Genomic DNA, 23,032 nt, shown 5'->3' on the forward strand with positions numbered 1-23,032 from the left:
CCTGCCCGACAGCGACGAGCGCCTAAATGTCCGACCCCCGCCCCACCCTGCCCGAACTGGCCCGCTTCAACCAGCACTTCGCCGAACGTATCGTGCCGCTGTGGCAAGGCCCGGGCTGGAACGCCGACATGGCCCTGCCCTACGAAGCGCTGGACGCCCAGCACCATCCGTTGCCGGTGCAGCGCTACCGCGCCATGGCCTGTGCGCGCCAGCTTTACCTGTTCAGCAGCCGTATCGGGCAGCCGGGAGCCGCCGAGCGTGCCGCAGCCCTGTTTCGCTCGCTGCAAAAGCACTTCCACGACGCCGAGCACGGTGGCTGGTTCTACAGCATCGACGCCCACGGCAAGCCGCTGGACCGGCGCAAGGACCTGTATACCCACGCCTTCATCGTGTTCGCCTGCGCGCACTACTGGGGCAAAGTGCGCGAAAGCCTGGTGGAGTCCAGTTTGAATGCCGCGCTGGACATCATCGACCAGCAGTTTGCCCGTGACGATGGCCTGTACGAAGCCTGCCTGGGCGAAGACTGGGCCGACCTCGGCACTGGCCCGCTGCAAAACCCACAGATGCACCTGGCCGAAGCGTTCCTGCAGGTACTGGCTGTGCGTGGCGACGAACATGTCCGCCAGTCACTGCTGCAATTGTGTCAGGCGCTGGAGACGCATTTCATTGACCCGGTCCATGGCCTGATGCTGGAAAAGCCACGCGGGGCTGTGGATAACTGGTTCGAGCCGGGGCACCAGTTCGAGTGGTTCTATCTGTTGCATACCTCCCCGCTGCTGCGTGAGACGCCGCTGCATGCCTCAATTGACCGGGCTTTCGGCTTTGCCGAGCAATGCGGGGTGAAGGATGCAGCGGTACTGGCCATGCTGAAGGCGGATGGCCGGGTGCTTGATGCCTCCCAGCGTATCTGGGCGCAGGCCGAGTACCTGCGGGCGCTTACATTGCGTGAAGGTAGCGAAGCAAAGCTAGCTGGGCAGTTAGGCGCGCTTTCAGCGCGGTTCCTGCGTGACGCGGGCTGGTATGAGTGCCGAGGTGGTGACGGCGCGGTGAGCAGGGATGACATGCCATCGACCACGCCTTATCACTTGGCTACCTGCCTGGAAGGGCTGAATCAGGCGAACACCTGACTGTCCATACAACGAACCTGTCAGGGGTGAGCGCTTCCCTCTGCCGGAAGCATCTCCCCACGCCTATGTTGGTGCTCCTTTCTCGAACGTTCAGGAGTTACCAAAATGGAAGCAGAAGCCTTCAAGGCATTTGTCGAAGAGCAGATCAACCGAGCGGCACAGAAGATTATCGATCACGGCCACCGCTATGACGAGCACTCTCATGGCAAACTCAGCTACCTGCTAAGCCTGCGCCGTGTCATCAACTGCGAAGCAACGGCTGAGGACATGGGCCGCCATGACGCCATCAACGATGTCCTTCAAGCGTTAGGCATCATCCCTGAAGACAGAACCGGCTTTAGTTTCATCAACTGAGCGATGCGGTTGTTTCGCGAACCGGGTCTTTCCGGTTCGCGGCTTGTGCCTAGCCTTTTGATCGGTCGATCGAAAACCCTGCCCAATCCTGGCTCACCGGCATCAGTTCCAGGCTGTTGATGTTGATGTGCGCCGGCTGGTTGAGGATCCAGAAGATGGTCTCGGCAATATCCTGTGGCTGGATCGGCTCCGCACCCGCGTAGGTAGCATCGTACTTGGCCTGGTCACCACCGAAGCGCACCAGCGAGAACTCGCTCTCGCACAGGCCAGGCTCGATGTTACTCACACGCACGCCAGTACCGCGCAGGTCGCAACGCAGGCTCAGCGAGAACTGGCCGACGAAGGCCTTGGTGCCGCCATACACGTTGCTGCCCGGGTACGGATAGTTGCCCGCCACGGACCCGACGTTCAGGATCGACGCGCCACGGCCATGGGCGATAAGCCGTGGCAGCAGCAGGCGAGTGGTGTACATCAGGCCCTTGATGTTGGTGTCGACCATGGTTTCCCAGTCGTCAAGGCTGCAGTTCTGCGCAGCATCCACACCCAGCGCCAGGCCGGCGTTGTTGACCAGACCGCGAATCTTTTCAAAACCGGCCGGCAGATTGGCAATAGCCTGCTCCATGGCCTTGCGGTCACGCACGTCCAGCACCAGGCCATGCACTTCGGTCTTGGCCGACAGTTCAGCGCACAAGGCATCCAGGCGCTCTTTGCGGCGCCCAGTGAGTACCAGCTTCCAGCCGGCTTCGGCGAAGCGGCGGGCAGTGGCCTCGCCGAAACCGGAAGTCGCGCCAGTGATGAATACGGTGGACGTCATGCTCTGTTCCTCGCGGTAGGTTCATGCCAGCTTTGCAGCATGCCCGCGGACAGCGCTGGCAGCAAGCCGCTCAGGGGCTGTTCATTTTTTGTTCATATTCGTCAAACCCTTGCGACAGAGGGCTCGCCGCCAGGTATGCGCATGTTATCCACAGGGCTTTCCCCACGGATTGGGGGCAACTTGTCCACTGCACGGAACCCTTTCAGCGGGTTGCGGTCGGTGGATATCTTTTAGGTGATGACGCAAGGCTTTCAAACATGCCGCCTGCAACGGTCTGTCCAACGTTTTCTCACAGACTTATCCACAGGATTTTCGCTGCGTTTGAAGTGCACGCAGGGGTTGTGAAAATCAGAGAAAATCATCCACAAAGGGGATATGAACAAAAAATGATCATATGCCTACAGGGCTTGATTATAAAGGCCTAGAGCGATATGCCACCATGTTTTCCACAGGCGGCTCCACATTATCCGTGGAAAAGATGTGGCCTGTGGAAACAATGGCTTGCGGGGGAATATTGGCGTGCGCCGAGAGAAGGGAACGACAAGTTTTCCACATTGGGAAGGGGGCTGCATTGCAGCCCCTGCATACAACTCAGTGCCCACCCAGATAAGCGTTACGCACTTCCTCATTGACCAACAGCTCCTGCCCGGTCCCGGTCATGCGAATCTGCCCGTTGACCATCACATAGGCCCGGTCCGACAGTTTCAGCGCATGATTGGCGTTCTGCTCCACCAGGAAGATGGTCATCCCGGTCTTGGCCAGCTCTCGCAGGGTCGAGAAGATCTGCTTGACCACGATCGGCGCCAGTCCCAGCGAGGGCTCGTCCAGCAACAGCAACTTCGGCCGGCTCATCAGCGCCCGGGCAATCGCCAGCATTTGCTGCTCGCCACCGGACATGGTCATGGCCCGCTGGTTACGCCGCTCCTTCAACCGCGGGAACAGTTCGTACATGCGCTGCATGTCTTCGTCGGCATGCTTGTCGCCGATGGGGATGGTTCCCATCATCAGGTTTTCCTCGACGGACATGTCGGGAAACACCCGACGCCCTTCCGGCGACTGGGCAATGCCGTTGGAGGCGATGTAGTGCGAGGATTTGCGGGTGATGTCGGTGCCGCGATACACGATATGCCCGGATGCCGCCCGCGGCTGGCCGAAAATCGACATCAGCAGGGTCGACTTGCCAGCACCGTTGGCACCGATCAGGCTTACCGTCTCGCCCTCGTTGATGTGCATCGAGACCTTCTTCAGCGCCTGGATCGGCCCATAGAACACGTCCAGGTCCTTCAGCTCGAGAATGGGTGCACTCATACCAGTTCCTCTTCGTCTGCACCCAGGTAGGCGGCAATCACCGTCGGGTTGTGGCGGATGTCCTGCGGTGCACCTTCGGCAATCACGTTGCCGTGGTCCAGCACCACGATATGGTCGGAGATGCTCATGACCATGCCCATGTCGTGCTCGATCAGCACCACCGTGATGTCGTGCTCGTCACGCAGCACACGGATCATGCGGCTGAGTGCTTCGGTTTCCTGCGGGTTCAGGCCCGCCGCCGGTTCGTCCAGGCAGATGATCTTCGGCCGCGTGCACATGGCCCGGGCAATTTCCAGACGCCGCTGCTGGCCGTACGACAGCTCGCCGGCCAGGCGGTTGGCGCAATCGACCAGATCGACCACTTCCAGCCAGTAGAAGGCGTGGTCCAGTGCATCGCTTTCGGCCTTGCGGTAGGCCTTGGTGTTGAGCACCCCGGCCAGCAAGTTGCGGTTGACCCACATGTGCTGGGCCACCAGCAGGTTCTCCACCACCGACATTTCCTTGAACAGGCGAATGTTCTGGAAGGTGCGCGCCAGGCCGGCGCGATTGACCAGGTGGGTACCGCCGAACATCTTGTAGTAGATACGGCTGGCAAAGCGCGCAGGCGACACGAAGTCGGCGGCCTGGAAGCGTTCGCCGAGCAGTTGGATGACGTTGGTGTGGCTGCCGCGCACGTTCAGCTCGATGCGTCCGCCACTGGCCTTGTAAAAGCCGGTCAGGCAGTTGAACACCGTGGTCTTGCCGGCGCCGTTGGGGCCGATCAGGGCAAAGATCTGGTTGCGCCGGACCTTCAGGCTGACGTCGCTGAGCGCCTTGATGCCACCGAACTGCATCATCAGGTTGTCGACCGAGAGAATGATATCGTCGCTCATGGCGCCACTCCTTTACGCGGGGTCACACCGGCACGGCTGATGCGGATCAGCCCACGCGGTCGCCAGATCATCATCAGCACCATCAGCACGCCGAACAACAGCACCCGATACTCGGAGAAGCTACGCAGCAGTTCCGGCGCCACGGTCAGCACGAACGCGGCGATGACCACGCCCACGGTCGAGCCCATGCCGCCCAGCACGACAATGGCGAGGATCAGCGCCGACTCGAAGAATGTGAATGACGATGGGTTGACGAAGCCCTGGTAGGTGGCGAAGAACACCCCCGCCAAACCGGCAGTCGAGGCACCCAGGGTAAAGGCCGACAGCTTGACCAACACGTGGTTCAGGCCCATCGAACGACAGGCGATCTCGTCTTCACGCAGCGCTTCCCAGGCCCGGCCGACCGGCATGCGGGTCAGGCGATGCTTGATGTACAGCACAGCCAGCACGACCATGAAAAGCACCGCGTAGATGAACACGAACTTGAGGCTGGCGTTGTACTCGAAGCCGAAGAACTCGTGGATCGGCACCCCGCCATCCTTGGCCCGACGGCCGAACTCCAGGCCGAAAAAGGTGGGTGAAGGCGCCGGCATGCCATTGGGGCCACCGGTGAACGATAGCCAGTTGTTCAGCACTAGACGGATGATCTCGCCAAAGCCCAGCGTCACGATCGCCAGGTAGTCACCGTGCATGCGCAACACCGGGAAGCCGAGGATGCAACCCGCCAGCGCCGCAGCAATGGCCGCCAACGGCAGCACGCTCCAGAAACCCAGCCCCAGGTATTGATAACCGAGCGCCAGGCCGTAGGCACCGATGGCATAGAACGCCACGTACCCCAGGTCGAGCAGGCCGGCCAGGCCGACCACGATGTTCAGGCCAAGGCCCAGCAGTACGTAGATCAGGCCGAGGATGACCACGGTCAGCAGGTACTTGTTGGCGAAAATCGGGAAAACGATGGCAATAACGATCAGCGCAGGAATGATGTAGCGCAGGCGCGACTTGTAGTCCGGGGCGGTCACATGCACGCCCGAGCCGCCGCTGTCGAAGCCCAGGAGCATGCGTTGCCCGGGGGCAGTCTGCAGGAACAGGCTGAGCAGGAAGCGCCCAACCATCACACCGCCGACCAGCCAGGCTACGCGGCGCGGCTCGGCATTGAAGGTGTAGCCGTCGAGTACCACGCCAACGACCGGGCCGAACACGATGAGTGCAAGCAGGCCTGCGACAATGGTCTCCAGCAGGCTGCGTTTAAGGTCGAAACCCTTGGTTTCACTAACAGAGGCAGTTTTGGCAACGGACATGTTCACACCTTAGCCACGAGCGGGCGACCCAGCAGACCTTGTGGGCGGAAGATAAGGATCATCACCAGCAGTGAGAAGCTGAACACATCCTTGTAGTCGGAGTTGATCAGGCCTGAGAACAGCGACTCGGAAATACCCAGGATGATCCCGCCGAGCATGGCACCCGGCAGCGAGCCGATACCACCGAGCACTGCGGCAGTGAACGCCTTGATACCGATGATGAAGCCGGCGTAGAAGTCGAAGGTGCCGTAGTTCATGGTGATAAGCACGCCAGCCAGGGCGGCCATCACTGCACCGATGACGAACACGTAGGAGATCACCCGGTCGGTGTTGATGCCCAGGATCGAGGCCATCTTGCGGTCTTGCTGGGTGGCACGGCACATGCGGCCGAGTTTGGTGTACTTGATCACGTAGGTCAGCAGGCCCATGCCGACGAAGGCCGCCACCAGGATGAAGATCTTGGTATATGTCAGTTGCACGAAGCCGGTGCCGACTTCGACACGCATGGCGCCTTCCAGCAGGGTTGGCACGCCTTGCTGGCGGGCGCCCTGGCTGATCTGCGCGTAGTTTTGCAGGATCAGCGAAATGCCGATGGCGCTGATCAGCGGTGCCAGGCGGGTGGAGTTACGCAGCGGTTTGTAAGCGATGCGTTCGATGGTGAAGCCATACACGCCGGTGACGACGATGGTGAACAACAGGGTGCCCAGCATCAGCAGGGGGAACGATTCGACACCGAAGTAAGCCAGCAATGCCAGGCTGATCGCCGCGAGGTAAGCGGAGATCATGTACACCTCGCCGTGCGCGAAGTTGATCATGCCGATAATGCCATAGACCATTGTGTAGCCGATGGCGATCAGGCCATAGACCGACCCGAGGGTCAGGCCGTTGACCAGTTGCTGCAGGAAAATACCATCCATAACGCAATCTCACCTGATTGAGATTGCACGAGCGCCGACCACGGCGCGGGCCACCTGTGCGGGGCCCTTGCCGCGCAGAACTGTGCAGATCTACGAATAAAGACAGGTACCGCGGGGCTTGGGCCCGAGCAACAGCCCGGGCCGAGGGCCATTGTTATTTTTGTTTTTCCAGCTGGTGGTATTTACCGTTCTTGTCCCACTGGTAGACCACGTAGTCGGAGACGGTCAGGTCGCCCTTGCTGTCCCACTTCTTCTCGCCCATGACGGTCTGCACCGGGTTGGCCTTGAGCCACTTGGCAGCGTCTTCGCCCTTGTTCGACTTCGCGCCATTGAACGCGGCAGCCAGCGCTTGCAGCGAAGCGTAGGCGTACAGGGTGTAGCCCTCAGGTTCGGTGCCGGCCTTGCGGAACTCCTCCACCACCGCCTTGCTGTCTGGCAGCAGGCGCGGGTCGGCACCGAAGGTCATGTAAACGCCATCCACGTACTGCGCGCCACCGGCGGTGGACACCAGTTCGTCGGTGACAATGCCATCATCGGACATGAACTTGACGTCTTTCAGGCCCTGCTCGCGCAGCTGGCGAACCAGCGGGCCGGCTTCCGGGTGCAGGCCGCCGAAGTAGACCACGTCGGCACCGGTAGAGCGGATCTTGGTGACCACAGCGCTGAAGTCTTTCTCGCCACGGGTCAGGCCTTCGTACAACACAGGCTTCACGCCACGTTTCTCCAGCTGCGCCTTGGTCGCGTCAGCCAAGCCCTGGCCGTAGGTGTCCTTGTCGTGCAACACCGCGACCTTCTTGCCCTTGAGCACGTCGACGATGTAGTCGCCTGCGACGATACCCTGCTGGTCGTCACGGCCGCACATGCGGAACATGGCGCTCAGGCCGCGCTCAGTGACCGCTGGGTTGGTGGAGCCTGGGGTGATGGCAATCACGCCCGCCTCGTCATATACCTCGGACGCCGGGATCGTGTTGGAGGAACAGAAGTGGCCCACCACGCCGATCACCTTGTCCTGATCGACCAGGCGGTTGGCCACGGACACGGCTTGCTTCGGTTCACAGGCGTCATCGCCTTTGACCAGGACGATTTTCTCGCCATTCACGCCACCGGCGGCGTTGATCTTGTCGGCCGCTGCCTGCGCACCTTTCATGTACTGCTCGCCAAACGCTGCGTTTGCCCCGGTCATGGGGCCCGCTACGCCGATCTTGACGTCGGCCTGGACATACGAAGAAACACCCAGTGCCGTAGCTACGGCCAGAGCCAGGAAACCTTTCTTGTAAAACGTCTGCGACATGAGGTGGTGCTCCTAGAGTTTTTTTGGTTGGCACTACAACTTCTCAGCCCGGTACTCCGAGCAAGGGCCGTGCCATAGGTTTTGTGTTCCGGGAAAACACACTGTGAAGGGTGCCTGCAGGCGACGGGCGGCCTTTTCTTTATTGAGCGTGCAACCGTCTGCCACGCGGCAGGCGCCACCACACGTACAGACAAGGAGCAACCATCGAGTGCCATCATTGCAACCCTTGCAAGTGTTTACGTGCAACCGCCCTGTAACAGCCAACGTCACCGAAGTGCACACCACTGGTGCGCGAGTGCTACAGGCGGCACCGTTTCAAGGCTAGCCGGTGCACGGAAAAACACCTCTGTTTTGGCCGTTCCGGCCTCTTCGCGGGCAAGCCCGCTCCTCGTTCCAGCACCATGTAGGAGCGGGCTTGCCCGCGAAGAGGCCGGAACAGGCACAACAAGACCAAAGACTGGCACAATGTCCGCCATTCGCCGCTTCCGGAGCCCCCTTGATGAGCGAAAGCGCATTCGCCGAGCGCATCGTGCACAACCTGCTCGACACCGACTTCTACAAACTCACCATGATGCAGGGAGTGCTGCACAACTACCCGGACGCCGACGTCGAATGGGAATTCCGCTGCCGCAACGGTGAGGACCTGCGCCCCTACCTCGGCGAAATTCGCAATCAGCTCGAACGGCTTGGCGACCTCACCCTGGACGATGGCCAGCTGGCCTTCCTCGAACGCATCAGCTTCCTCAAACCCGACTTTTTACGTTTTTTGCGACTGTTCCGCTTCAACCTGCGTTACGTGCACGTCGGCATTGAAAACGACCAGCTGTTCCTGCGCCTGAAAGGTCCATGGCTGCATGTGATCCTGTTCGAAGTGCCGCTGCTGGCCATCATCAGCGAAGTACGCAATCGCAATCTGCACCCGCACATGCGCCTGGCCGAGGCGCGGGACCAGTTGTACCGCAAGTTCGACTGGCTGCGCGCGCATGCCAGCGACGACGAGCTGGCCGAACTGCAGGTGGCCGATTTCGGCACCCGCCGGCGTTTTTCCAGCCGCGTGCAGGCGGAAGTGGTACGGGTGCTGCGCGACGACTTCCCCGGCCGCTTTGTCGGTACCAGCAACGTCGACCTGGCATGGAAACTGGATATCAAGCCGCTGGGCACCATGGCCCACGAGTGGATCATGGCCCACCAGCAGCTCGGCCCACGGCTTATCGACAGCCAGATTGCCGCGCTGGACTGCTGGGTACGCGAGTACCGTGGTCTGCTCGGCATCGCCCTGACCGACTGCATCACCATGGATGCCTTCCTCGGCGATTTCGACCTGTACTTTGCCAAGCTGTTCGACGGCCTGCGCCATGATTCAGGCGAGCCGGTAGCCTGGGCGGAAAAGGCCATTGCCCATTACCAGAAGCTGGGTATCGACCCGATGACCAAGACCCTGGTGTTTTCAGACGGCCTCAACCTGACCCGCTCGCTGGAAATTTTCCGCGCCCTGCGCGGCCGCATCAACGTCAGCTTTGGCATCGGCACCAACCTGACCTGCGACATCCCAGGTGTGGCGCCAATGAGCATCGTGCTTAAAATGACCGACTGCAACGGCGCACCGGTGGCCAAGATCTCTGACGAAGCCGCCAAGACCCAGTGCCGCGACGAGAACTTCGTCGCCTACATGCGTCACGTATTCAAAGTCCCCAGCAAGGAGTAACCCATGCAAGCGGTTCAGCAAGAGATTGCCCAGGCGCTGAAGGTACAGCCGCCGTTCGTCGACGCGGCAGCGCTCGAGGCCGAAGTCGCCCGGCGCGTGGCGTTCATCAAGAACTGCCTGGCCAACGCGCGACTCAAGACCTTGGTGCTGGGCATCAGCGGTGGCGTCGACTCACTGACTGCCGCCCTGCTCGCCCAACGCGCCATCAACGAGCTGCGCGCCGAGACCGGCGACAAGGCATACACCTTCATTGCCGTGCGCCTGCCGTACCAGGTACAGCATGACGAGCATGACGCCCAGGCATGCCTTGACGTGATCAAGGCTGATGAAGTTCACACTGTGGATATCGCCCCGGCAGTGCGTGCATTAGCGGCCGAAGTGGTGGAGTTGAAGAACGGCTCGCCGACGCTGGTGGACTTCGTGGTTGGCAACGTCAAGGCGCGCACCCGGATGGTCGCCCAGTACACCATCGCGGGCGCCCGCGCAGGTCTGGTGATCGGAACCGACCATGCCGCCGAGGCAGTGATGGGCTTCTTTACCAAGTTTGGTGATGGTGCCTGCGACCTGGCGCCGCTGAGTGGGCTGGTGAAGAATCAGGTGCGGGCGATTGCGCGCAGCTTCGGTGCGCCGGAGTCACTGGTGGAGAAGGTGCCAACGGCCGACCTGGAAGACCTGGAGCCGGGCAAGCCGGACGAAGCATCACATGGTGTGACCTACCAGCAGATCGATGCCTTCCTGCACGGGCAGCCGGTTGACCAGGCAGCGTTCGACATCATCGTCGCCACATACCGCAAGACCCAGCACAAGCGCGAACTGCCGTTCGCCCCATAAAAGCTTCGCGGGCGCACCCGCAGGTTAATCCCTGTCCTTGAAAACAGTGATCAACTTGTGGGACGTGCCCGCGAATAGGCCCTAGAGGCCTACACAGCCGCCTTCACTTGACGACGACCGTGCCCTTCATCATGGAGATGTGGCCTGGGAAAGAGCAGAAGAAGCCGTAGTCCGTGCCAGCAACCAGCTTGGCCACGTCAAAGGTCACCGAGTCTTTTTCGCCCGCGCCAATGATCTTGGTGTGAGCAATGACACGCTCATCGCCCTCTTTCAAGTAAGCCTTTTCGATACCGGCGCTCAAACCGTCAGTAGCGATTGCCTGCATGTCTGCGGCCTTGCTGATTACTACGTTGTGCCCCATGACATTTTTCGGCAGGTTGCCCGAATGTTCCAGGTTCACGGTGAATTGCTTGCAGCTCTTGTCGATGACGATTTCCTTGGTATTGAAGGACATCTGATCGGTGGAGTCGACAGTGACCGAGCATTCGGCTGCGAAGACAGAGGCGCTGGCGAGGGTCAGCAGGGATACCGCTACAGCTTTCGCAAACATCATGAATCTCCTTGGCAGGGTTTTATCAATTGCGAGACTGCCTGAAACCGTTCAGCCCCTTGCTGATATGGGTCAAGGGGGTGTCAAGGGGTCAGCCAGTAGAATTGTTCAATAGATTGTATACAACCAATTTAAGGGCACATCATGCCCTTTTATTGGACGATGGGACAACCTCTCATTTAGGAGCAATACCAAATGCCCATCTCCAATTTCCTCAATAGCCTGCTCGCTGCCTACGCCCACGGGGCTACAGGTGCAATCTGCGAATTCTCCCGGCCAGAATGAACCGGCCTTGGAAGTGACGGGCTTGCGCCGTACCCTGTGCACCTGAGTGACAGGAGATGAGCAATGCCCGTACGTTCCGTTTGTGTGTTCTGCGGCGCCAGCATCGGCGCCAACCCTGCCTACCGTGAAGCAGCCGTCGCGCTAGGCCAGGCCATTGCCCACCGCGGTTTGACCCTGGTGTACGGCGGTGGCGCGGTCGGCTTGATGGGCGTGGTTGCCGACGCAGCCATGGCAGCCGGTGGCGAAGTGGTGGGGATCATCCCGCAGAGCCTGCTGGACGCTGAGGTCGGCCACAAAGGCCTGACCCGTCTGGAAGTGGTGGATGGCATGCATGCGCGCAAGGCCCGCATGGCCGAGCTGAGCGATGCCTTTATTGCCTTGCCGGGTGGGCTGGGTACGCTGGAGGAACTGTTCGAAGTGTGGACCTGGGGGCAGCTGGGCTATCACGCCAAGCCGCTCGGCCTACTGGATGTGAACGGTTTCTACGACAAGTTGGGCGGGTTCCTCGACCATATCGTCGAAGAAGGCTTCGTGCGCCCGCAACACCGGGCGATGTTGCTGCTGGGTCAGCAGCCATACGAGCTGCTGGACGGGATGGACCGCTTTATCGCGCCGGTGGCGCCGAAGTGGGTCGACAAGCAGCCTGACTGACCCAGATGGATGGGCCGAACACTGGCCCCGTGGGAGCGGGTTCACCCGCGAATCGATAGTGGATCTACCGACGCATTCGCGGGTGAACCCGCTCCCACAGGGCTCTATGTAGCCTTCAAGATCAGCGGGGAATGACAGGCTGACGCGGCTTCTTGTTGCCCTTGCCGCCCTTGCTCGCCTCTTTGCGCTCCTTGGCCGCCTGCTGGTTACGCGCGAACGCTTCGGCCTTGGCCTTCTCGCGCTTGTCCCACGGTTTGCTGCCATCGCTGCCACGCGGCGGCAGGCCGGTGTGCTGGGTGAGGATCTTCTGGTCCTTGCCCACCTTGTGGCTCCCGGCCGGGGTCGAGTTCTTGCGGCGCGCACTCTGGTAGCTGTCGGTCTGCGGCTGGTGCGCCGGAATCAGCTGGTGCTTGCCCGGCCCGATCAGGTCGGCGCGGCCCATTCGCTGTAGCGCTTCACGCAGCATTGGCCAGCCCTTCGGGTCGTGATAGCGCAAGAACGCCTTGTGCAGACGGCGTTGCTCGTCGCTCTTGACGATCTCCACCCCTTCGCTCTTGTAGGTCACCTTGCGCAGCGGGTTCTTGCCCGAGTGATACATGGCCGTGGCCGAGGCCATTGGCGACGGGTAGAACGCCTGCACCTGATCGGCACGGAAGCCATTGCCCTTCAGCCACAGGGCCAGGTTCATCATGTCTTCGTCGGTGGTGCCCGGGTGCGCAGCAATGAAGTACGGAATCAGGTACTGTTCCTTGCCCGCTTCTTTCGAGAACTTCTCGAACATGCGCTTGAAGCGGTCATAGGTGCCGATACCCGGCTTCATCATCTTGTCCAGCGGGCCACGCTCGGTGTGCTCCGGGGCAATCTTCAGGTAGCCGCCAACGTGATGGGTGACCAGTTCCTTGACGTACTCCGGCGATTCCACCGCTAGGTCGTAGCGCAGGCCGGAAGCAATCAGGATCTTTTTCACACCCGGCAAGGCACGGGCCTTGCGGTACAGCTCGATCAGCGAGCTGTGGTCGGTATTGAGGTTTTCGCAGATACCCGGGAACACGCACGACGGCTTGCGGCAGTGCTTTTCGATTTCGGGGCTTTTGCAGGCGATGCGGTACATGTTGGCAGTCGGCCCGCCAAGGTCCGAGACCACGCCGGTGAAGCCCGGCACCTTGTCACGCATCTCTTCGATTTCGTGCAGGATCGACTCGTGCGAGCGGTTCTGGATGATGCGGCCTTCGTGTTCGGTGATCGAGCAGAAGGTACAGCCACCGAAGCAGCCACGCATGATGTTCACCGAGAAACGGATCATCTCGTAGGCCGGGATGCGCTCCTTGCCATAGGCCGGGTGCGGCACACGGGCGTAAGGCATGCCGAACACGTAGTCCATTTCTTCGGTGCTCATGGGGATGGGTGGCGGGTTGAACCACACATCCACTTCGCCGTGCTTCTGCACCAACGCGCGGGCGTTGCCCGGGTTGGTCTCCAGGTGCAGCACGCGGTTGGCATGGGCATACAGCACCGGGTCGTTACGCACCTTTTCGAACGATGGCAGGCGGATCACCGACTTTTCCCGGGTCACGGCCGGGCTGTCGAGAATCTGCACCACCTTGGCTTCGTTCGGGTCTTCCTGGTCGCCCTTGGCCTGTTCGATGGCACAGGCCTGGGTGTCCTGGGTGTTCACGTACGGGTTGATGATCTTGTCGACGCGCCCCGGGCGGTCGATACGGGTGGAGTCGATCTCGTACCAGCCCTGAGGGGTATCGCGGCGCACGAAGGCGGTGCCGCGAACGTCGGTGATGGTCTCGATCTTCTCACCGCTTGACAGGCGCTGGGCCACCTCGACCACCGCACGCTCGGCGTTGCCGAACAGCAGGATGTCGGCGCTGGCGTCGATCAGGATCGAATGACGAACCTTGTCCTGCCAGTAGTCGTAGTGGGCGATGCGGCGCAGCGAAGCCTCGATGCCGCCGAGCACGATCGGCACATGCTTGTAGGCTTCCTTGCAGCGCTGGCTGTACACCAGGCTGGCACGGTCCGGACGGCTGCCGGCCAGGCCACCCGGGGTGTAGGCGTCGTCGGAACGGATCTTCTTGTCCGCGGTGTAGCGGTTGATCATCGAGTCCATGTTGCCGGCGGCCACACCGAAGAACAGGTTTGGCTCGCCGAGTTTCATGAAGTCGTCTTTCGACTGCCAGTTCGGCTGGGCAATGATGCCCACACGGAAGCCCTGGGCTTCCAGCAGACGGCCAATGATGGCCATGCCGAACGACGGATGGTCGACGTAGGCATCACCGGTCACGATGATGATGTCGCAGGAATCCCAGCCGAGCAGATCCATCTCCTCCCTGCTCATTGGCAGGAAAGGTGCTGGTCCGAAGCATTCGGCCCAGTACTTGGGATAGTCGTAGAGAGGTTTGGCTGCTTGCATGTCAGTGACCGGTTCTGGTGTGCAGGGAAATCGCGGGCGCGGAATATAGCACAAATTTTGACCAAATCCGACTGGATTCGTGGGGATTGGTGGGCGGGGCGACGGTTGGGGGATGGACGTGGCAGGTGGTTGGCTTGAGGGGTGTAGTGGGGTTGCCAGGTGTTCGACAGAATCCTTGCAGCGCCTTGGCCATCGCACTCAGGTAATGGGCAGCCCAGATCATCATCGGCTTCTCATCCATCAACCCGGTGATGGTCAGTTCGCGCACATAGCCCATCAACTCCGAAGACTGCTCGCGGACGTCGCCACGACGAGTGCGATCCATGAACCCCACCTTCTAAAAGATAGGGCCTCAGCTTACCGTGGTATCTCTGGCGAGCAGTTCCATGGCAGCAAGGCTTCGTAGTCTGAGACCGACGACGCATACGGCAGGCGCTCAAGTACGTGGCGCAGCCACGTATAGGGCTCCTGGCCGTTGACCTTGGCGGTCTCGACCAAGCTGTATATCTGCGCACTTGCCGTGGCGCCCTTGGGCGTGTCACTGAACAGCCAAGCCTTACGCCCAATGACAAACGGTTTTATCGCGCGCTCTGCCAGGTTGTTGTCGATTGGCAAATGGCCCGCTTCGACATACCGTTCCAGGCGGCTCCAGTTGTTTGCCAGGTAATGCACCGCCTTGCCCAATACGCTTTGCGGCGTCACCTGGGCGTACGTCTTGTCCAGCCAGCTTTTCAGCTGACCGAGGATCGGTAAGCTTCTTTCCTGGCGACCGATGAACCGCTGTTCGTCGCTGACCTCCTTGAGGTCGCGCTCGATGTCATACAGCTTATTGATCATCGTCAGCGCCACATCGGCTCGTCCGGTCTTACCCTTGGGCTGCACCTTTTGTGCTTCGACGAACTTGCGGCGCGCGTGAACCATGCATGCCAGTCGCTCGATACCGGGCTGCAACGCCAAAGCGTTGTAACCCGCATAATCGTCGGTCATCACATAGCCGCGATAGCCTTGCAGCAGACGCAATGGTACTTCCTGCGCACGGCTGGTGGTGTAGTCGAACAGCACAACTTGTCGATCAGGCGGGCCACTGGCTTGCACCCACATCCAGGATTGGCTGGTCGGGTCTCGATCCGGTTCTTTCAACACCTGGACGCGGGTCTCATCGCAATGAATCACCGGACTTTCCAGCAGCCGATCACGCATCAGGTTCAACAGCGGCTGGAAGTATTTACTGCACTGGATCACCCAACGCGCCAGGGTTTGTCGTGGAATCTCGATGCCGTGGCGGGACAGCACACTTTCAAACCTGTGTAGCGGCAAGCCATCGACGTACTTGGTCGTCAGCAGCATGGCCAGCACGCTTGGGCTGGCCATGCTTTTTTCGATTAACTGGGCGGGCTTGTCAGCAGTGACAGGAGCAGTCTCGCAACCACGGCAGCCATAGATCTTGCGCACGTGTTTGAGTACGCGGATCTGCATCGGCACGATATCGAGCTGCTCGCTGGTTTCTTCGCCGATGACATGCTTGCGGCAACCGCAGGCGCAGGTCAGTTCGTGTTCGGGCAACTCATGGATAACTTCGATACGTGGCAGATTAGCCGCCAATGACTTGCGCTTGCCACGGCGCTTGACCGGGACAACGACTTCTTCATTGGCATCATCGACTACAGCCAGCAGAGGGTCATTTTCCGCTTCATCGAACATGGCCAGTTGCGGCGTTTTGGGATCGACGGTTTGCTCGGACTTGCGGCCAAAGAAACGGTCACGCCATAACTTGATTTGTTCTTTCAGATCGTCAATTTGGACGATGTGGGCCTGATTGACTTCCTGCTCGCGCAAACGGGCAGCATAGCTCTCAAGCAATAATTGCTTGAGCAGGGCAGGATCGTCTGGGAGATTGTCGGGCACGGAAATCATGCCGCGGATTATACCGGGTCAGGCGACGTAGCGCGGAGTCAAAACCTGATGAGGACGGTTGCGCCAAAGGTCGAAACCGTCGAGCAGCCAATTGAGTTCTTGGACGGTCAGGACAATCGCTTCGTCGCTGGGCTCAGGCGACATTTTGAAGCGCTCGGCTTCCAGGCGCTTGAGCCAGAGGCAGAAGCCGTTGCGCTCCCAGTACAACACTTTGATCCGATTACGCGCCTTGTTGAGGAAGACGAAGAGCACGGGGTCGAACACGGCGACTTTGATATCCAGTTCTACCAAGGCAGTAAGGCCGTCGATGGACTTTCGAAAGTCCACAGGCTTGGGGTAGAGGTAGACTTTTTCGACTTTGCTGTCGGGGCGCATCATGCAGGGCTGGCTCCAGAAGGAAATCGGGAGCACAGCATCGGGCATCAGGTAAGCGCTTTGAATGTGGGGTTCATGGAGCACTTACGCCACGACGACAATTGCATTTGATGGGTAGCGGCTACGTACGGGTCTGCCTCAAGAGCAAGGCGATTACTCGCAGGAAAACCTGAGCCTGCTTAGACCGATGGCGATCGCGCGCCCCTGCTGAGCGATCGCAATCCCTTCAGATTTTTACTAAATATTTAGCCTCTCCAACCCTCAGAAAATGCTAACCGGCTAATTATTAGTAGATTTTCTCTAGATCTTAAAAAATGTAGGAATCGAACTTCAAGTCCTAGTAAAAAATCCTACGACAACTTTCCTCAACAAATTCCGAGCGGATCTTGAACCAATAAAAAAACAAGTGATACAACAGTGACGCGCTGGAAGGCGCACTCAAACCAACTCTATAGGAGCACTAGCCATGGGACGTCGTCGTTCTGAAATCCACACTCTGCAGATCCCACGCGTGATGAACTACACATTCACCGAGTCCGAGGTTGAATTTCTCAACCTTCTGTAAGTGACAAACCAGAAGGGGCTTAGCCCCTTCTGGCTCTACCAAGGAGCAGAACATGATTACCGAACGCGAACTGAACATAGAAGAGGCCTACAACCGTCTGACAAGGCTGCATCATCACTTAGGGCTTCAATCGAAAACAAAACTATCAAAAAAAAGTACCCTGGTCGCCACATGCCACTTATACGACAGCGCCTACAAAGAAGTTTCTTGCGGTGCAGGAAAAGGGGAACATTGCGAACTAGGAGCACTTGCCGAGAGCCTAGAGCATTACTTCGTCGACAAGAGTACTCCACCACTCATCGAAAGCGACCAAATTTTGCAATCGATAGCCCCATTTGACGATTGGCTCCTAAAATCCATTCCCCCGGATTGCCGAATACCTTATTTCAGTCTTCAGGCATTGAACAGCTACGACGAAATAGCCATTCCCGCGATATTGATAGCACCTTCCTCCAGAAACATTGATGAAATCGAAAAAACTGCAGCGGGCTTTCTTTCCAAATATTCGACCAACTCTGGTACAGCACTTGGCTGCACGGAGAACGAGGCTCTGCTCCACGCCATCAATGAAGCTATCGAACGTCACGCACTTTCTATGTACTACCTATCACTTTGTGGCCTGACTTCCCCACCCAAACTTTACCAACCTTCGAATTCTTTTCTGGAAGAGACATTTGCCCATGATACCGAGCTTCTCCGCCGGGCCAGAAAACTAGAAATATACTTGACGCACGACTTCTACGAAGTTTCATTTTGCATTGCTGTTTCTCGTAGTAAAAAAGAAGGCTCACTCAGCAGCATTGGCTCCGGCAGCTCCATCAACCCCTCCATTGCAATGTACCGCGCCGTAACGGAGCAGATTCAGTGCGAGCAGCTTTCTGGGGCCACAGAAAAACAAGAAGATCTCTCTACTGAAAAAATGCTTACTCATTCAACCCGCCTTTCAGCTCTTATACACCCATGCCCCACATATGCTGTACCCGCTTTTCACCCTCCGCATACCGATCTCAGCGTGCGCGGGCAAGTCAAGCGAACACTGATCAACTTGGAAAAACATAACAAGATCGCATTCTATCGCACACTTTATGAGCACCCGAATCTCGCTACGGTTGTTCAGGTGTTCATACCCGGACTTGAACGCTTCCACCTGATCAGATCAGGTATTCCAGTCGCGCCACAGAGTGCACTCAAAGGCATAAGGCAATGACATGCAAATCTATAGAGGAATTCTCGCCGCCCTCGGCGCGACACTGCTCCTGAAAATCGCGACCGTCGTACCTGCTCTAGTCTTGGCCGACATCATTGACAACCTGGCCACCTCAGCCGCGTCTTCCCAGCTTCTGCTCGGAGCTTTCATATGCCTTGTCGCATTACAAGCCTCTATGACCCCTCTACAAGCCTGGTGCCTGGCGCGGCTTTGCCAGGAACGCGTGAAGCAACTTTCCATCCGCTGGTGCCGCGAATTGCTGGACAAGCGCTTCGAGGCCTATGGACAACTCCATGGCGGAACACTGGTAAAAGTACTGGATAGGGGCATTACCGCACAGGAGCGGTGGTTGGGCTTTCTGATTGGCTCGGCGTGGCCGGTGCTAGCCGAAGCTGCAGTGCTGATAACGCTCTTCGCTTACCTGGGAGCTACTTCGGTATTGATCGGCCTCATCCCTTTGAGCCTGGCCTACCTGTGGGCCAACGATCGTCTGGTGCGCTGGCGCCGGCCACATATCGAGGCAGTGAACGCTCGCGAGGATGAACTGGCGGAACAATGGGTGGATACCTTCGCCAGCGCGGCAACGGTCAAACTGGAAAAGGCCGAGGATGCTGCAATGCTCCCGGTCAACCAGACACTTTCGCACTATGCCGACTCAGCAGTGCAGGTAGCTCACAGTGGGGGTTGGATTCAGAGCCTGCGCACCCTGTTCATAGGCCTGGGCAGTGGCGGTTTGCTCATGTGGGGTATCCATGATCAGGCTCTGGCAACACCGCAATTGAGCCTGGGCGAGCTGGTTGCTCTCTTCACCTTGGTGAGCGGATTGCTGGCAGGGGTTGCGCAACTTGCTGAGGCCTGGCGATTGCTAGACCAGTTTCGGCTAGACAAACGCAAACTCGAACAATGGCTCCAGCTCCCCTCGTTCGGCCCTGCATGCACTACTAAGGCGAAGTCCCAAGACAAGGACGCTGGCCTAAGCATCGCCCCGTGCCAGTTGAGCGCTCGAGATAATGTACAACTTCACATCGAAGAACCCTTGGTACTGCACAAAGGAGAACGGGTCGCACTGATCGGGCCCAGCGGATGTGGTAAATCGACACTTCTGCATACGCTGGCGGGAACGATATTCCCGTTGCGCAAGGATGTGCACCTGCACGGCAGGTGCCTGGCGTCGCTCAACGCTAGTGAACAATTCAGTCGATTACGACTCTGCCCTCAGGAGGCGCATTTCATACCTGGCCCCCTGCCCCGCGCCGTGCTGTTCGAGCAAGCTCATGATCGCGCTCAAATCGAACGATGGCTTGAACGGTTGGGCCTGAGCAAAGACTGGTACGAACTTGATCTGGATGCACGCGCAGAATCGATATCGGGCGGCGAAGCACGCAGGCTGACGCTGCTACGCCTTCTTAATCAGCCTGGGGAATTCAATTTCTTTGACGAGCCCACAGCCGGGCTCGATGCCGCGTCGGCAGAGCGTACCTGGGACCTGTTGTTCGAAGCATTTAAAGGGCGAGGGCTGATTTGCGTGACGCATGATCAGAGCGCACTGTCGCGGTTTGACCGGGTGATCACCCTGAGCGAGGGGCGGATCATCAGCCAAGGGCAAACGAAGATCGCTCAGATTTCAGAGCTAGCAGGCGCACCGCAAACCTTGTAGGAGCAGCCTTGCTAGCTCAATGGGTTATTCATCATCATCAAAGTTGTACATGCCCGGCGCAAGGTTCTCGAACCGGGTGTACTTGCCGATAAACGCCAAACGCACGAAGCCGATGGGGCCGTTACGCTGCTTGCCGATGATGATTTCCGCCACGCCCTTGTGCTCGGTCTCGGGGTGGTACACCTCGTCGCGGTATACGAACATGATCACGTCGGCGTCCTGCTCGATTGCACCGGATTCACGCAAGTCGGAGTTCACCGGGCGTTTGTTCGGGCGCTGCTCCAGCGAGCGGTTCAGCTGCGAAAGGGCAATAACCGGGCAGTTGAATTCCTTGGCCAGGGCCTTCAGCGAGCGGGAAATCTCGGAAATTTCGTTGGTACGGTTGTCACCGGCCGACCCCGGAATCTGCATCAGCTGCAGGTAGTCGACCATGATCATGGCGATCTCGCCATGCTCACGGGCCAGGCGACGGGTGCGAGCGCGCATTTCCGAGGGGCTGATTCCCGCCGTATCGTCGATGAACAATTTGCGGTCGTTGAGCAGGTTCACTGCCGAGGTCAGGCGCGGCCAGTCGTCGTCGTCCAGCTGGCCGGAACGGACCTTGGTCTGGTCGATACGCCCCAGGGACGAGAGCATACGCATGATCAGCGACTCACCTGGCATCTCCAGGGAGAACACCAGCACCGCCTTGTCGGTACGCAGTACGGCGTTTTCCACAAGGTTCATGGCGAAGGTGGTCTTACCCATCGACGGACGACCCGCGACGATGATCAGGTCGGCTGCCTGCAGGCCGCTGGTCTTCTCGTCCAGGTCAGTGTAACCGGTGGAGATACCGGTGATGTCGCTGTCGGAGTTGAACAGCGTATCGATGCGGTCGATGGCCATGGTCAACAGTTCGTTGACACCCACCGGGCCGCCGGTTTTTGGCCGGGCCTCGGCGATCTGGAAGATCTGCCGCTCGGCGTCGTCGAGGATTTCTTCGGCGTTGCGCCCTTGCGGATTAAAGGCGTTGTCGGCGATGTCGGTACTGATGCTGATCAGTTGGCGCAACGTGGCCCGCTCGCGAATGATCGCGGCGTATGCCTTGATGTTGGCTACCGAGGGAGTGTTCTTGGCCAGCTCGGCCAGGTAGGCCAAGCCGCCGACTTGCGAGGACAGGCCTTCCTTGTCCAGTTGCTCGTGCAGGGTAACCACGTCAAATGGCTGGTTGGCATCGGCCAACTTGTGCACGGCACGGAAAATCAGGCGGTGGTCATGCCGGTAGAAATCGCCATCCGACACTTGGTCCAGCACCCGCTCCCAGGCGTTGTTGTCCAGCATCAGGCCACCGAGTACGGCCTGTTCGGCCTCGATGGAATGCGGCGGCACCTTCAGGGCTGCGGTTTGCAGGTCTAGCTGTTCGGAAGTGGTGATCTCGTTCATGGCCACGAAAGAATTCTGGAGGACGAAAAAGACAAAGGGCACGGCCTGTCGAAAACAGGACCGTGCCCGATGTTAACCGCCTGACTCGCAAGGAGCCAGCCAGTTAGCGCAGCTTAGGCAGCTACGACGACCACGCGTACGGTGGCTTCAACGTCGCTGTGCAGGTGCACGGCTACGTCGTATTCGCCAACCTGACGGATGGTGCCGTTCGGCAGACGAACTTCAGCTTTGGCCACTTCAACGCCGGAGGCGGTCAGGGCGTCAGCGATGTCGTGGGTGCCGATCGAACCGAACAGCTTGCCTTCGTCGCCAGCGGTGGCAGTGATGGTCACTTCCAGCTCGGCCAGTTGGGCAGCGCGGCTTTCAGCCGAAGCTTTCTTGTCAGCGGCTGCTTTTTCCAGCTCGGCACGACGCTCTTCGAACGCAGCCAGGTTGGCGGCGTTGGCAACGGTGGCCTTGCCGAATGGCAGCAGGAAGTTACGGCCGTAACCAGCCTTAACTTTTACTTTGTCGCCCAGGTTGCCCAGGTTAGCGACTTTTTCCAGCAGGATCAGTTCCATTTGGTAAAACCTCTTAACTTTTAACCTTCACCGTTCGCGGAGTCTTTCCCCGGAGGGGACTTGCGACCGCGAAAATCAATCAGGCTGTCGACAATGGCCAAAACCATCAGCAACGGATAAATCAGCTGCATGATCAGCGGCAGCGTCACGTACATCCCCACCAGCCAGAAACCGGCCAGTCGGCCCTGTGCCACCAGCCCGTGCATCAAGGCGATGCCGGCCAGCACCAATACCAGGCTCGAGGCAGATGCCAGGATGATGAACTGCGGCCCGATAAACGGAGCCACCACCATCACTGCCACCAAGGCCGCCGTGGCCTGTTTCGGCAACTTCAGTTCGCGAAACTCGCGACCGAAGCCTCCAGGGTTGTACAACGCTGCCTGCCAATAGCGCGCCAGCACCAAGGCCAGCACACTGAACAATTGCACCGTCACTGCTGTAGAAGCGACCAGCACAGGGCGGATCAGCTCGTCGGAGAGTACCGGTTGCCCCTCGATTTTCGGCATGGCTTCGGCAAACGCCTTGGCCAGCACATCGAAGGTTTGCGCCAGCGCCAGATCGAGCACGAGGCTGAAAGCCACGGCGAACACGGCACTGGCGAGCAACACCCGGCTCCAGGGATACTCGGCACGCAACATGGCGGCCAGGGCAATGGCACCCGCAATCACCAGAAAGGTGATGGGATCGCCCATGACCCACACGGCCAGCCCGGCCAGCAGGCCGCCGGCGATGACCGTTGTAGCATCCTTGAACCCACGCCGCAGCAGCACAAGGCTGCAGGCAGCGGCACTCAACCAGAACAGCAGCGGCAGTACCGCGCTGATGACCACCACGAGGGTGGCCTGCACACGACCGCGCATGATGAAACTTGCTAACGCTCGCATGCTAACCCCTTACTGCTTGTCGA

20 protein-coding genes and 1 pseudogene are annotated in these 23,032 nt (G+C 59.2%); 7 read left to right on the top strand and 14 right to left on the bottom strand.

From position 1 onward, the window contains the following. The first annotated feature begins 26 nt into the window (after positions 1-26). Entirely contained in the window at positions 27-1,127 is a 1,101-nt protein-coding gene (locus QCL51_RS22395; protein ID WP_028697880.1) for an AGE family epimerase/isomerase, read from the top strand. 105 nt (positions 1,128-1,232) lie between these two features. After that, positions 1,233-1,481 carry a hypothetical protein gene (locus tag QCL51_RS22400; RefSeq protein ID WP_021784441.1) on the top strand — a complete coding sequence of 83 codons (249 nt, stop codon included), beginning with the start codon at positions 1,233-1,235 and terminating at the stop codon, positions 1,479-1,481. A gap of 49 nt (positions 1,482-1,530) precedes the next feature. Here the strand turns inward: QCL51_RS22400 and QCL51_RS22405 are convergent, their stop codons facing one another. The 6 genes from QCL51_RS22405 to QCL51_RS22430 all read right to left on the bottom strand — a co-directional run bounded on the left by QCL51_RS22405 (position 1,531) and on the right by QCL51_RS22430 (position 7,981). Continuing rightward, a complete protein-coding gene (locus tag QCL51_RS22405; protein ID WP_003249597.1) occupies positions 1,531-2,295 on the bottom strand; it encodes an SDR family oxidoreductase in 765 nt (254 codons plus the stop codon). A 591-nt stretch (positions 2,296-2,886) separates the two neighbouring features. Then, the gene (locus tag QCL51_RS22410) at positions 2,887-3,603 is read right to left on the bottom strand and encodes an ABC transporter ATP-binding protein (RefSeq protein ID WP_021784443.1); all 717 of its coding nucleotides are present in this window, start codon (positions 3,601-3,603) and stop codon (positions 2,887-2,889) included. Beyond that, positions 3,600-4,475, bottom strand: a complete 876-nt coding sequence (locus tag QCL51_RS22415; protein ID WP_021784444.1) for an ATP-binding cassette domain-containing protein — start codon at positions 4,473-4,475, stop codon at positions 3,600-3,602. Before QCL51_RS22415 ends, QCL51_RS22410 begins: the two co-directional genes overlap by 4 nt. After that, positions 4,472-5,773 carry a high-affinity branched-chain amino acid ABC transporter permease LivM gene (gene livM, locus QCL51_RS22420; RefSeq protein WP_021784445.1) on the bottom strand — a complete coding sequence of 434 codons (1,302 nt, stop codon included), beginning with the start codon at positions 5,771-5,773 and terminating at the stop codon, positions 4,472-4,474. The genes QCL51_RS22415 and livM overlap by 4 nt, the downstream gene beginning before the upstream one ends. 2 nt (positions 5,774-5,775) lie before the next feature. Continuing rightward, complete coding sequence (locus QCL51_RS22425; RefSeq protein WP_014592581.1) at positions 5,776-6,690, bottom strand: branched-chain amino acid ABC transporter permease; 915 nt, start codon at positions 6,688-6,690, stop codon at positions 5,776-5,778. A gap of 154 nt (positions 6,691-6,844) precedes the next feature. Then, a complete protein-coding gene (locus QCL51_RS22430) occupies positions 6,845-7,981 on the bottom strand; it encodes a branched-chain amino acid ABC transporter substrate-binding protein (protein WP_021784446.1) in 1,137 nt (378 codons plus the stop codon). 499 nt (positions 7,982-8,480) lie between these two features. Between QCL51_RS22430 and pncB the strand changes: the two genes are divergently transcribed. Both pncB and nadE read left to right on the top strand, forming a co-directional pair. Beyond that, complete coding sequence (gene pncB / locus QCL51_RS22435) at positions 8,481-9,686, top strand: nicotinate phosphoribosyltransferase (protein WP_021784447.1); 1,206 nt, start codon at positions 8,481-8,483, stop codon at positions 9,684-9,686. A gap of 3 nt (positions 9,687-9,689) precedes the next feature. Next, positions 9,690-10,517: an ammonia-dependent NAD(+) synthetase gene (nadE, locus tag QCL51_RS22440; RefSeq protein ID WP_021784448.1), complete on the top strand. Its 828-nt coding sequence runs from the start codon at positions 9,690-9,692 to the stop codon at positions 10,515-10,517. A gap of 103 nt (positions 10,518-10,620) precedes the next feature. Here nadE and azu read toward each other — a convergent pair whose 3' ends face one another. Further along, a complete protein-coding gene (gene azu, locus QCL51_RS22445) occupies positions 10,621-11,067 on the bottom strand; it encodes an azurin (protein WP_028697883.1) in 447 nt (148 codons plus the stop codon). A gap of 348 nt (positions 11,068-11,415) precedes the next feature. Here azu and QCL51_RS22450 point away from each other — a divergent pair, with 348 nt between their 5' ends. Further along, positions 11,416-12,003, top strand: a complete 588-nt coding sequence (locus tag QCL51_RS22450) for a TIGR00730 family Rossman fold protein (RefSeq protein ID WP_021784449.1) — start codon at positions 11,416-11,418, stop codon at positions 12,001-12,003. Between the two features lie 121 nt (positions 12,004-12,124). Here QCL51_RS22450 and QCL51_RS22455 read toward each other — a convergent pair whose 3' ends face one another. The 4 genes and pseudogenes from QCL51_RS22455 to tnpB form a co-directional block, all read right to left on the bottom strand. Continuing rightward, positions 12,125-14,425, bottom strand: coding sequence for a YgiQ family radical SAM protein (locus QCL51_RS22455; RefSeq protein ID WP_012053852.1), 2,301 nt, complete (start codon positions 14,423-14,425; stop codon positions 12,125-12,127). Between the two features lie 178 nt (positions 14,426-14,603). Beyond that, positions 14,604-14,750 (bottom strand): annotated as a pseudogene (locus QCL51_RS22460) (DUF3077 domain-containing protein); the annotation flags it as partial. 32 nt (positions 14,751-14,782) lie between these two features. Beyond that, positions 14,783-16,339, bottom strand: a complete 1,557-nt coding sequence (locus QCL51_RS22465) for an IS66 family transposase (RefSeq protein ID WP_275967259.1) — start codon at positions 16,337-16,339, stop codon at positions 14,783-14,785. A gap of 18 nt (positions 16,340-16,357) precedes the next feature. Beyond that, positions 16,358-16,717: an IS66 family insertion sequence element accessory protein TnpB gene (tnpB, locus tag QCL51_RS22470; RefSeq protein ID WP_019437365.1), complete on the bottom strand. Its 360-nt coding sequence runs from the start codon at positions 16,715-16,717 to the stop codon at positions 16,358-16,360. A 614-nt stretch (positions 16,718-17,331) separates the two neighbouring features. Between tnpB and QCL51_RS22475 the strand changes: the two genes are divergently transcribed. After that, on the top strand, positions 17,332-18,486 hold the full coding sequence (locus tag QCL51_RS22475; RefSeq protein ID WP_103463104.1) for a YcaO-like family protein: 1,155 nt from the start codon (positions 17,332-17,334) through the stop codon (positions 18,484-18,486). A gap of 1 nt (position 18,487) precedes the next feature. Next, positions 18,488-20,143: an ATP-binding cassette domain-containing protein gene (locus QCL51_RS22480; protein WP_021783888.1), complete on the top strand. Its 1,656-nt coding sequence runs from the start codon at positions 18,488-18,490 to the stop codon at positions 20,141-20,143. Positions 20,144-20,167: 24 nt separating this feature from the next. Here the strand turns inward: QCL51_RS22480 and dnaB are convergent, their stop codons facing one another. The 3 genes from dnaB to QCL51_RS22495 form a co-directional block, all read right to left on the bottom strand. Next, positions 20,168-21,565 (bottom strand): replicative DNA helicase, encoded by a 1,398-nt coding sequence (gene dnaB / locus QCL51_RS22485; RefSeq protein WP_021783887.1) that lies wholly within the window; start codon positions 21,563-21,565, stop codon positions 20,168-20,170. A gap of 113 nt (positions 21,566-21,678) precedes the next feature. Continuing rightward, positions 21,679-22,125: a 50S ribosomal protein L9 gene (rplI, locus tag QCL51_RS22490; protein ID WP_003249568.1), complete on the bottom strand. Its 447-nt coding sequence runs from the start codon at positions 22,123-22,125 to the stop codon at positions 21,679-21,681. A 20-nt stretch (positions 22,126-22,145) separates the two neighbouring features. Beyond that, the gene (locus QCL51_RS22495; RefSeq protein ID WP_021783886.1) at positions 22,146-23,009 is read right to left on the bottom strand and encodes a hypothetical protein; all 864 of its coding nucleotides are present in this window, start codon (positions 23,007-23,009) and stop codon (positions 22,146-22,148) included. Positions 23,010-23,032: the final 23 nt, after the last annotated feature.

The sequence above is a fragment of the Pseudomonas sp. LTR0 genome (genome assembly GCF_036630035.1).
Taxonomy (GTDB): domain Bacteria; phylum Pseudomonadota; class Gammaproteobacteria; order Pseudomonadales; family Pseudomonadaceae; genus Aquipseudomonas; species Aquipseudomonas putida_Y.

Coding starts and splice junctions, on each gene's coding strand:
- tnpB (WP_019437365.1), bottom strand. CDS start 16,717: ATGATGCGCCCCGACAGCAAAGTCGAAAAAGTCTACCTCTACCCCAAG.
- QCL51_RS22395 (WP_028697880.1), top strand. CDS start 27: ATGTCCGACCCCCGCCCCACCCTGCCCGAACTGGCCCGCTTCAACCAG.
- rplI (WP_003249568.1), bottom strand. CDS start 22,125: ATGGAACTGATCCTGCTGGAAAAAGTCGCTAACCTGGGCAACCTGGGC.
- azu (WP_028697883.1), bottom strand. CDS start 11,067: ATGTTTGCGAAAGCTGTAGCGGTATCCCTGCTGACCCTCGCCAGCGCC.
- QCL51_RS22480 (WP_021783888.1), top strand. CDS start 18,488: ATGCAAATCTATAGAGGAATTCTCGCCGCCCTCGGCGCGACACTGCTC.
- QCL51_RS22405 (WP_003249597.1), bottom strand. CDS start 2,295: ATGACGTCCACCGTATTCATCACTGGCGCGACTTCCGGTTTCGGCGAG.
- QCL51_RS22410 (WP_021784443.1), bottom strand. CDS start 3,603: ATGAGTGCACCCATTCTCGAGCTGAAGGACCTGGACGTGTTCTATGGG.
- dnaB (WP_021783887.1), bottom strand. CDS start 21,565: ATGAACGAGATCACCACTTCCGAACAGCTAGACCTGCAAACCGCAGCC.
- QCL51_RS22425 (WP_014592581.1), bottom strand. CDS start 6,690: ATGGATGGTATTTTCCTGCAGCAACTGGTCAACGGCCTGACCCTCGGG.
- QCL51_RS22415 (WP_021784444.1), bottom strand. CDS start 4,475: ATGAGCGACGATATCATTCTCTCGGTCGACAACCTGATGATGCAGTTC.
- QCL51_RS22465 (WP_275967259.1), bottom strand. CDS start 16,339: ATGATTTCCGTGCCCGACAATCTCCCAGACGATCCTGCCCTGCTCAAG.
- QCL51_RS22430 (WP_021784446.1), bottom strand. CDS start 7,981: ATGTCGCAGACGTTTTACAAGAAAGGTTTCCTGGCTCTGGCCGTAGCT.
- QCL51_RS22400 (WP_021784441.1), top strand. CDS start 1,233: ATGGAAGCAGAAGCCTTCAAGGCATTTGTCGAAGAGCAGATCAACCGA.
- nadE (WP_021784448.1), top strand. CDS start 9,690: ATGCAAGCGGTTCAGCAAGAGATTGCCCAGGCGCTGAAGGTACAGCCG.
- QCL51_RS22495 (WP_021783886.1), bottom strand. CDS start 23,009: ATGCGAGCGTTAGCAAGTTTCATCATGCGCGGTCGTGTGCAGGCCACC.
- QCL51_RS22450 (WP_021784449.1), top strand. CDS start 11,416: ATGCCCGTACGTTCCGTTTGTGTGTTCTGCGGCGCCAGCATCGGCGCC.
- pncB (WP_021784447.1), top strand. CDS start 8,481: ATGAGCGAAAGCGCATTCGCCGAGCGCATCGTGCACAACCTGCTCGAC.
- QCL51_RS22455 (WP_012053852.1), bottom strand. CDS start 14,425: ATGCAAGCAGCCAAACCTCTCTACGACTATCCCAAGTACTGGGCCGAA.
- QCL51_RS22475 (WP_103463104.1), top strand. CDS start 17,332: ATGATTACCGAACGCGAACTGAACATAGAAGAGGCCTACAACCGTCTG.
- livM (WP_021784445.1), bottom strand. CDS start 5,773: ATGTCCGTTGCCAAAACTGCCTCTGTTAGTGAAACCAAGGGTTTCGAC.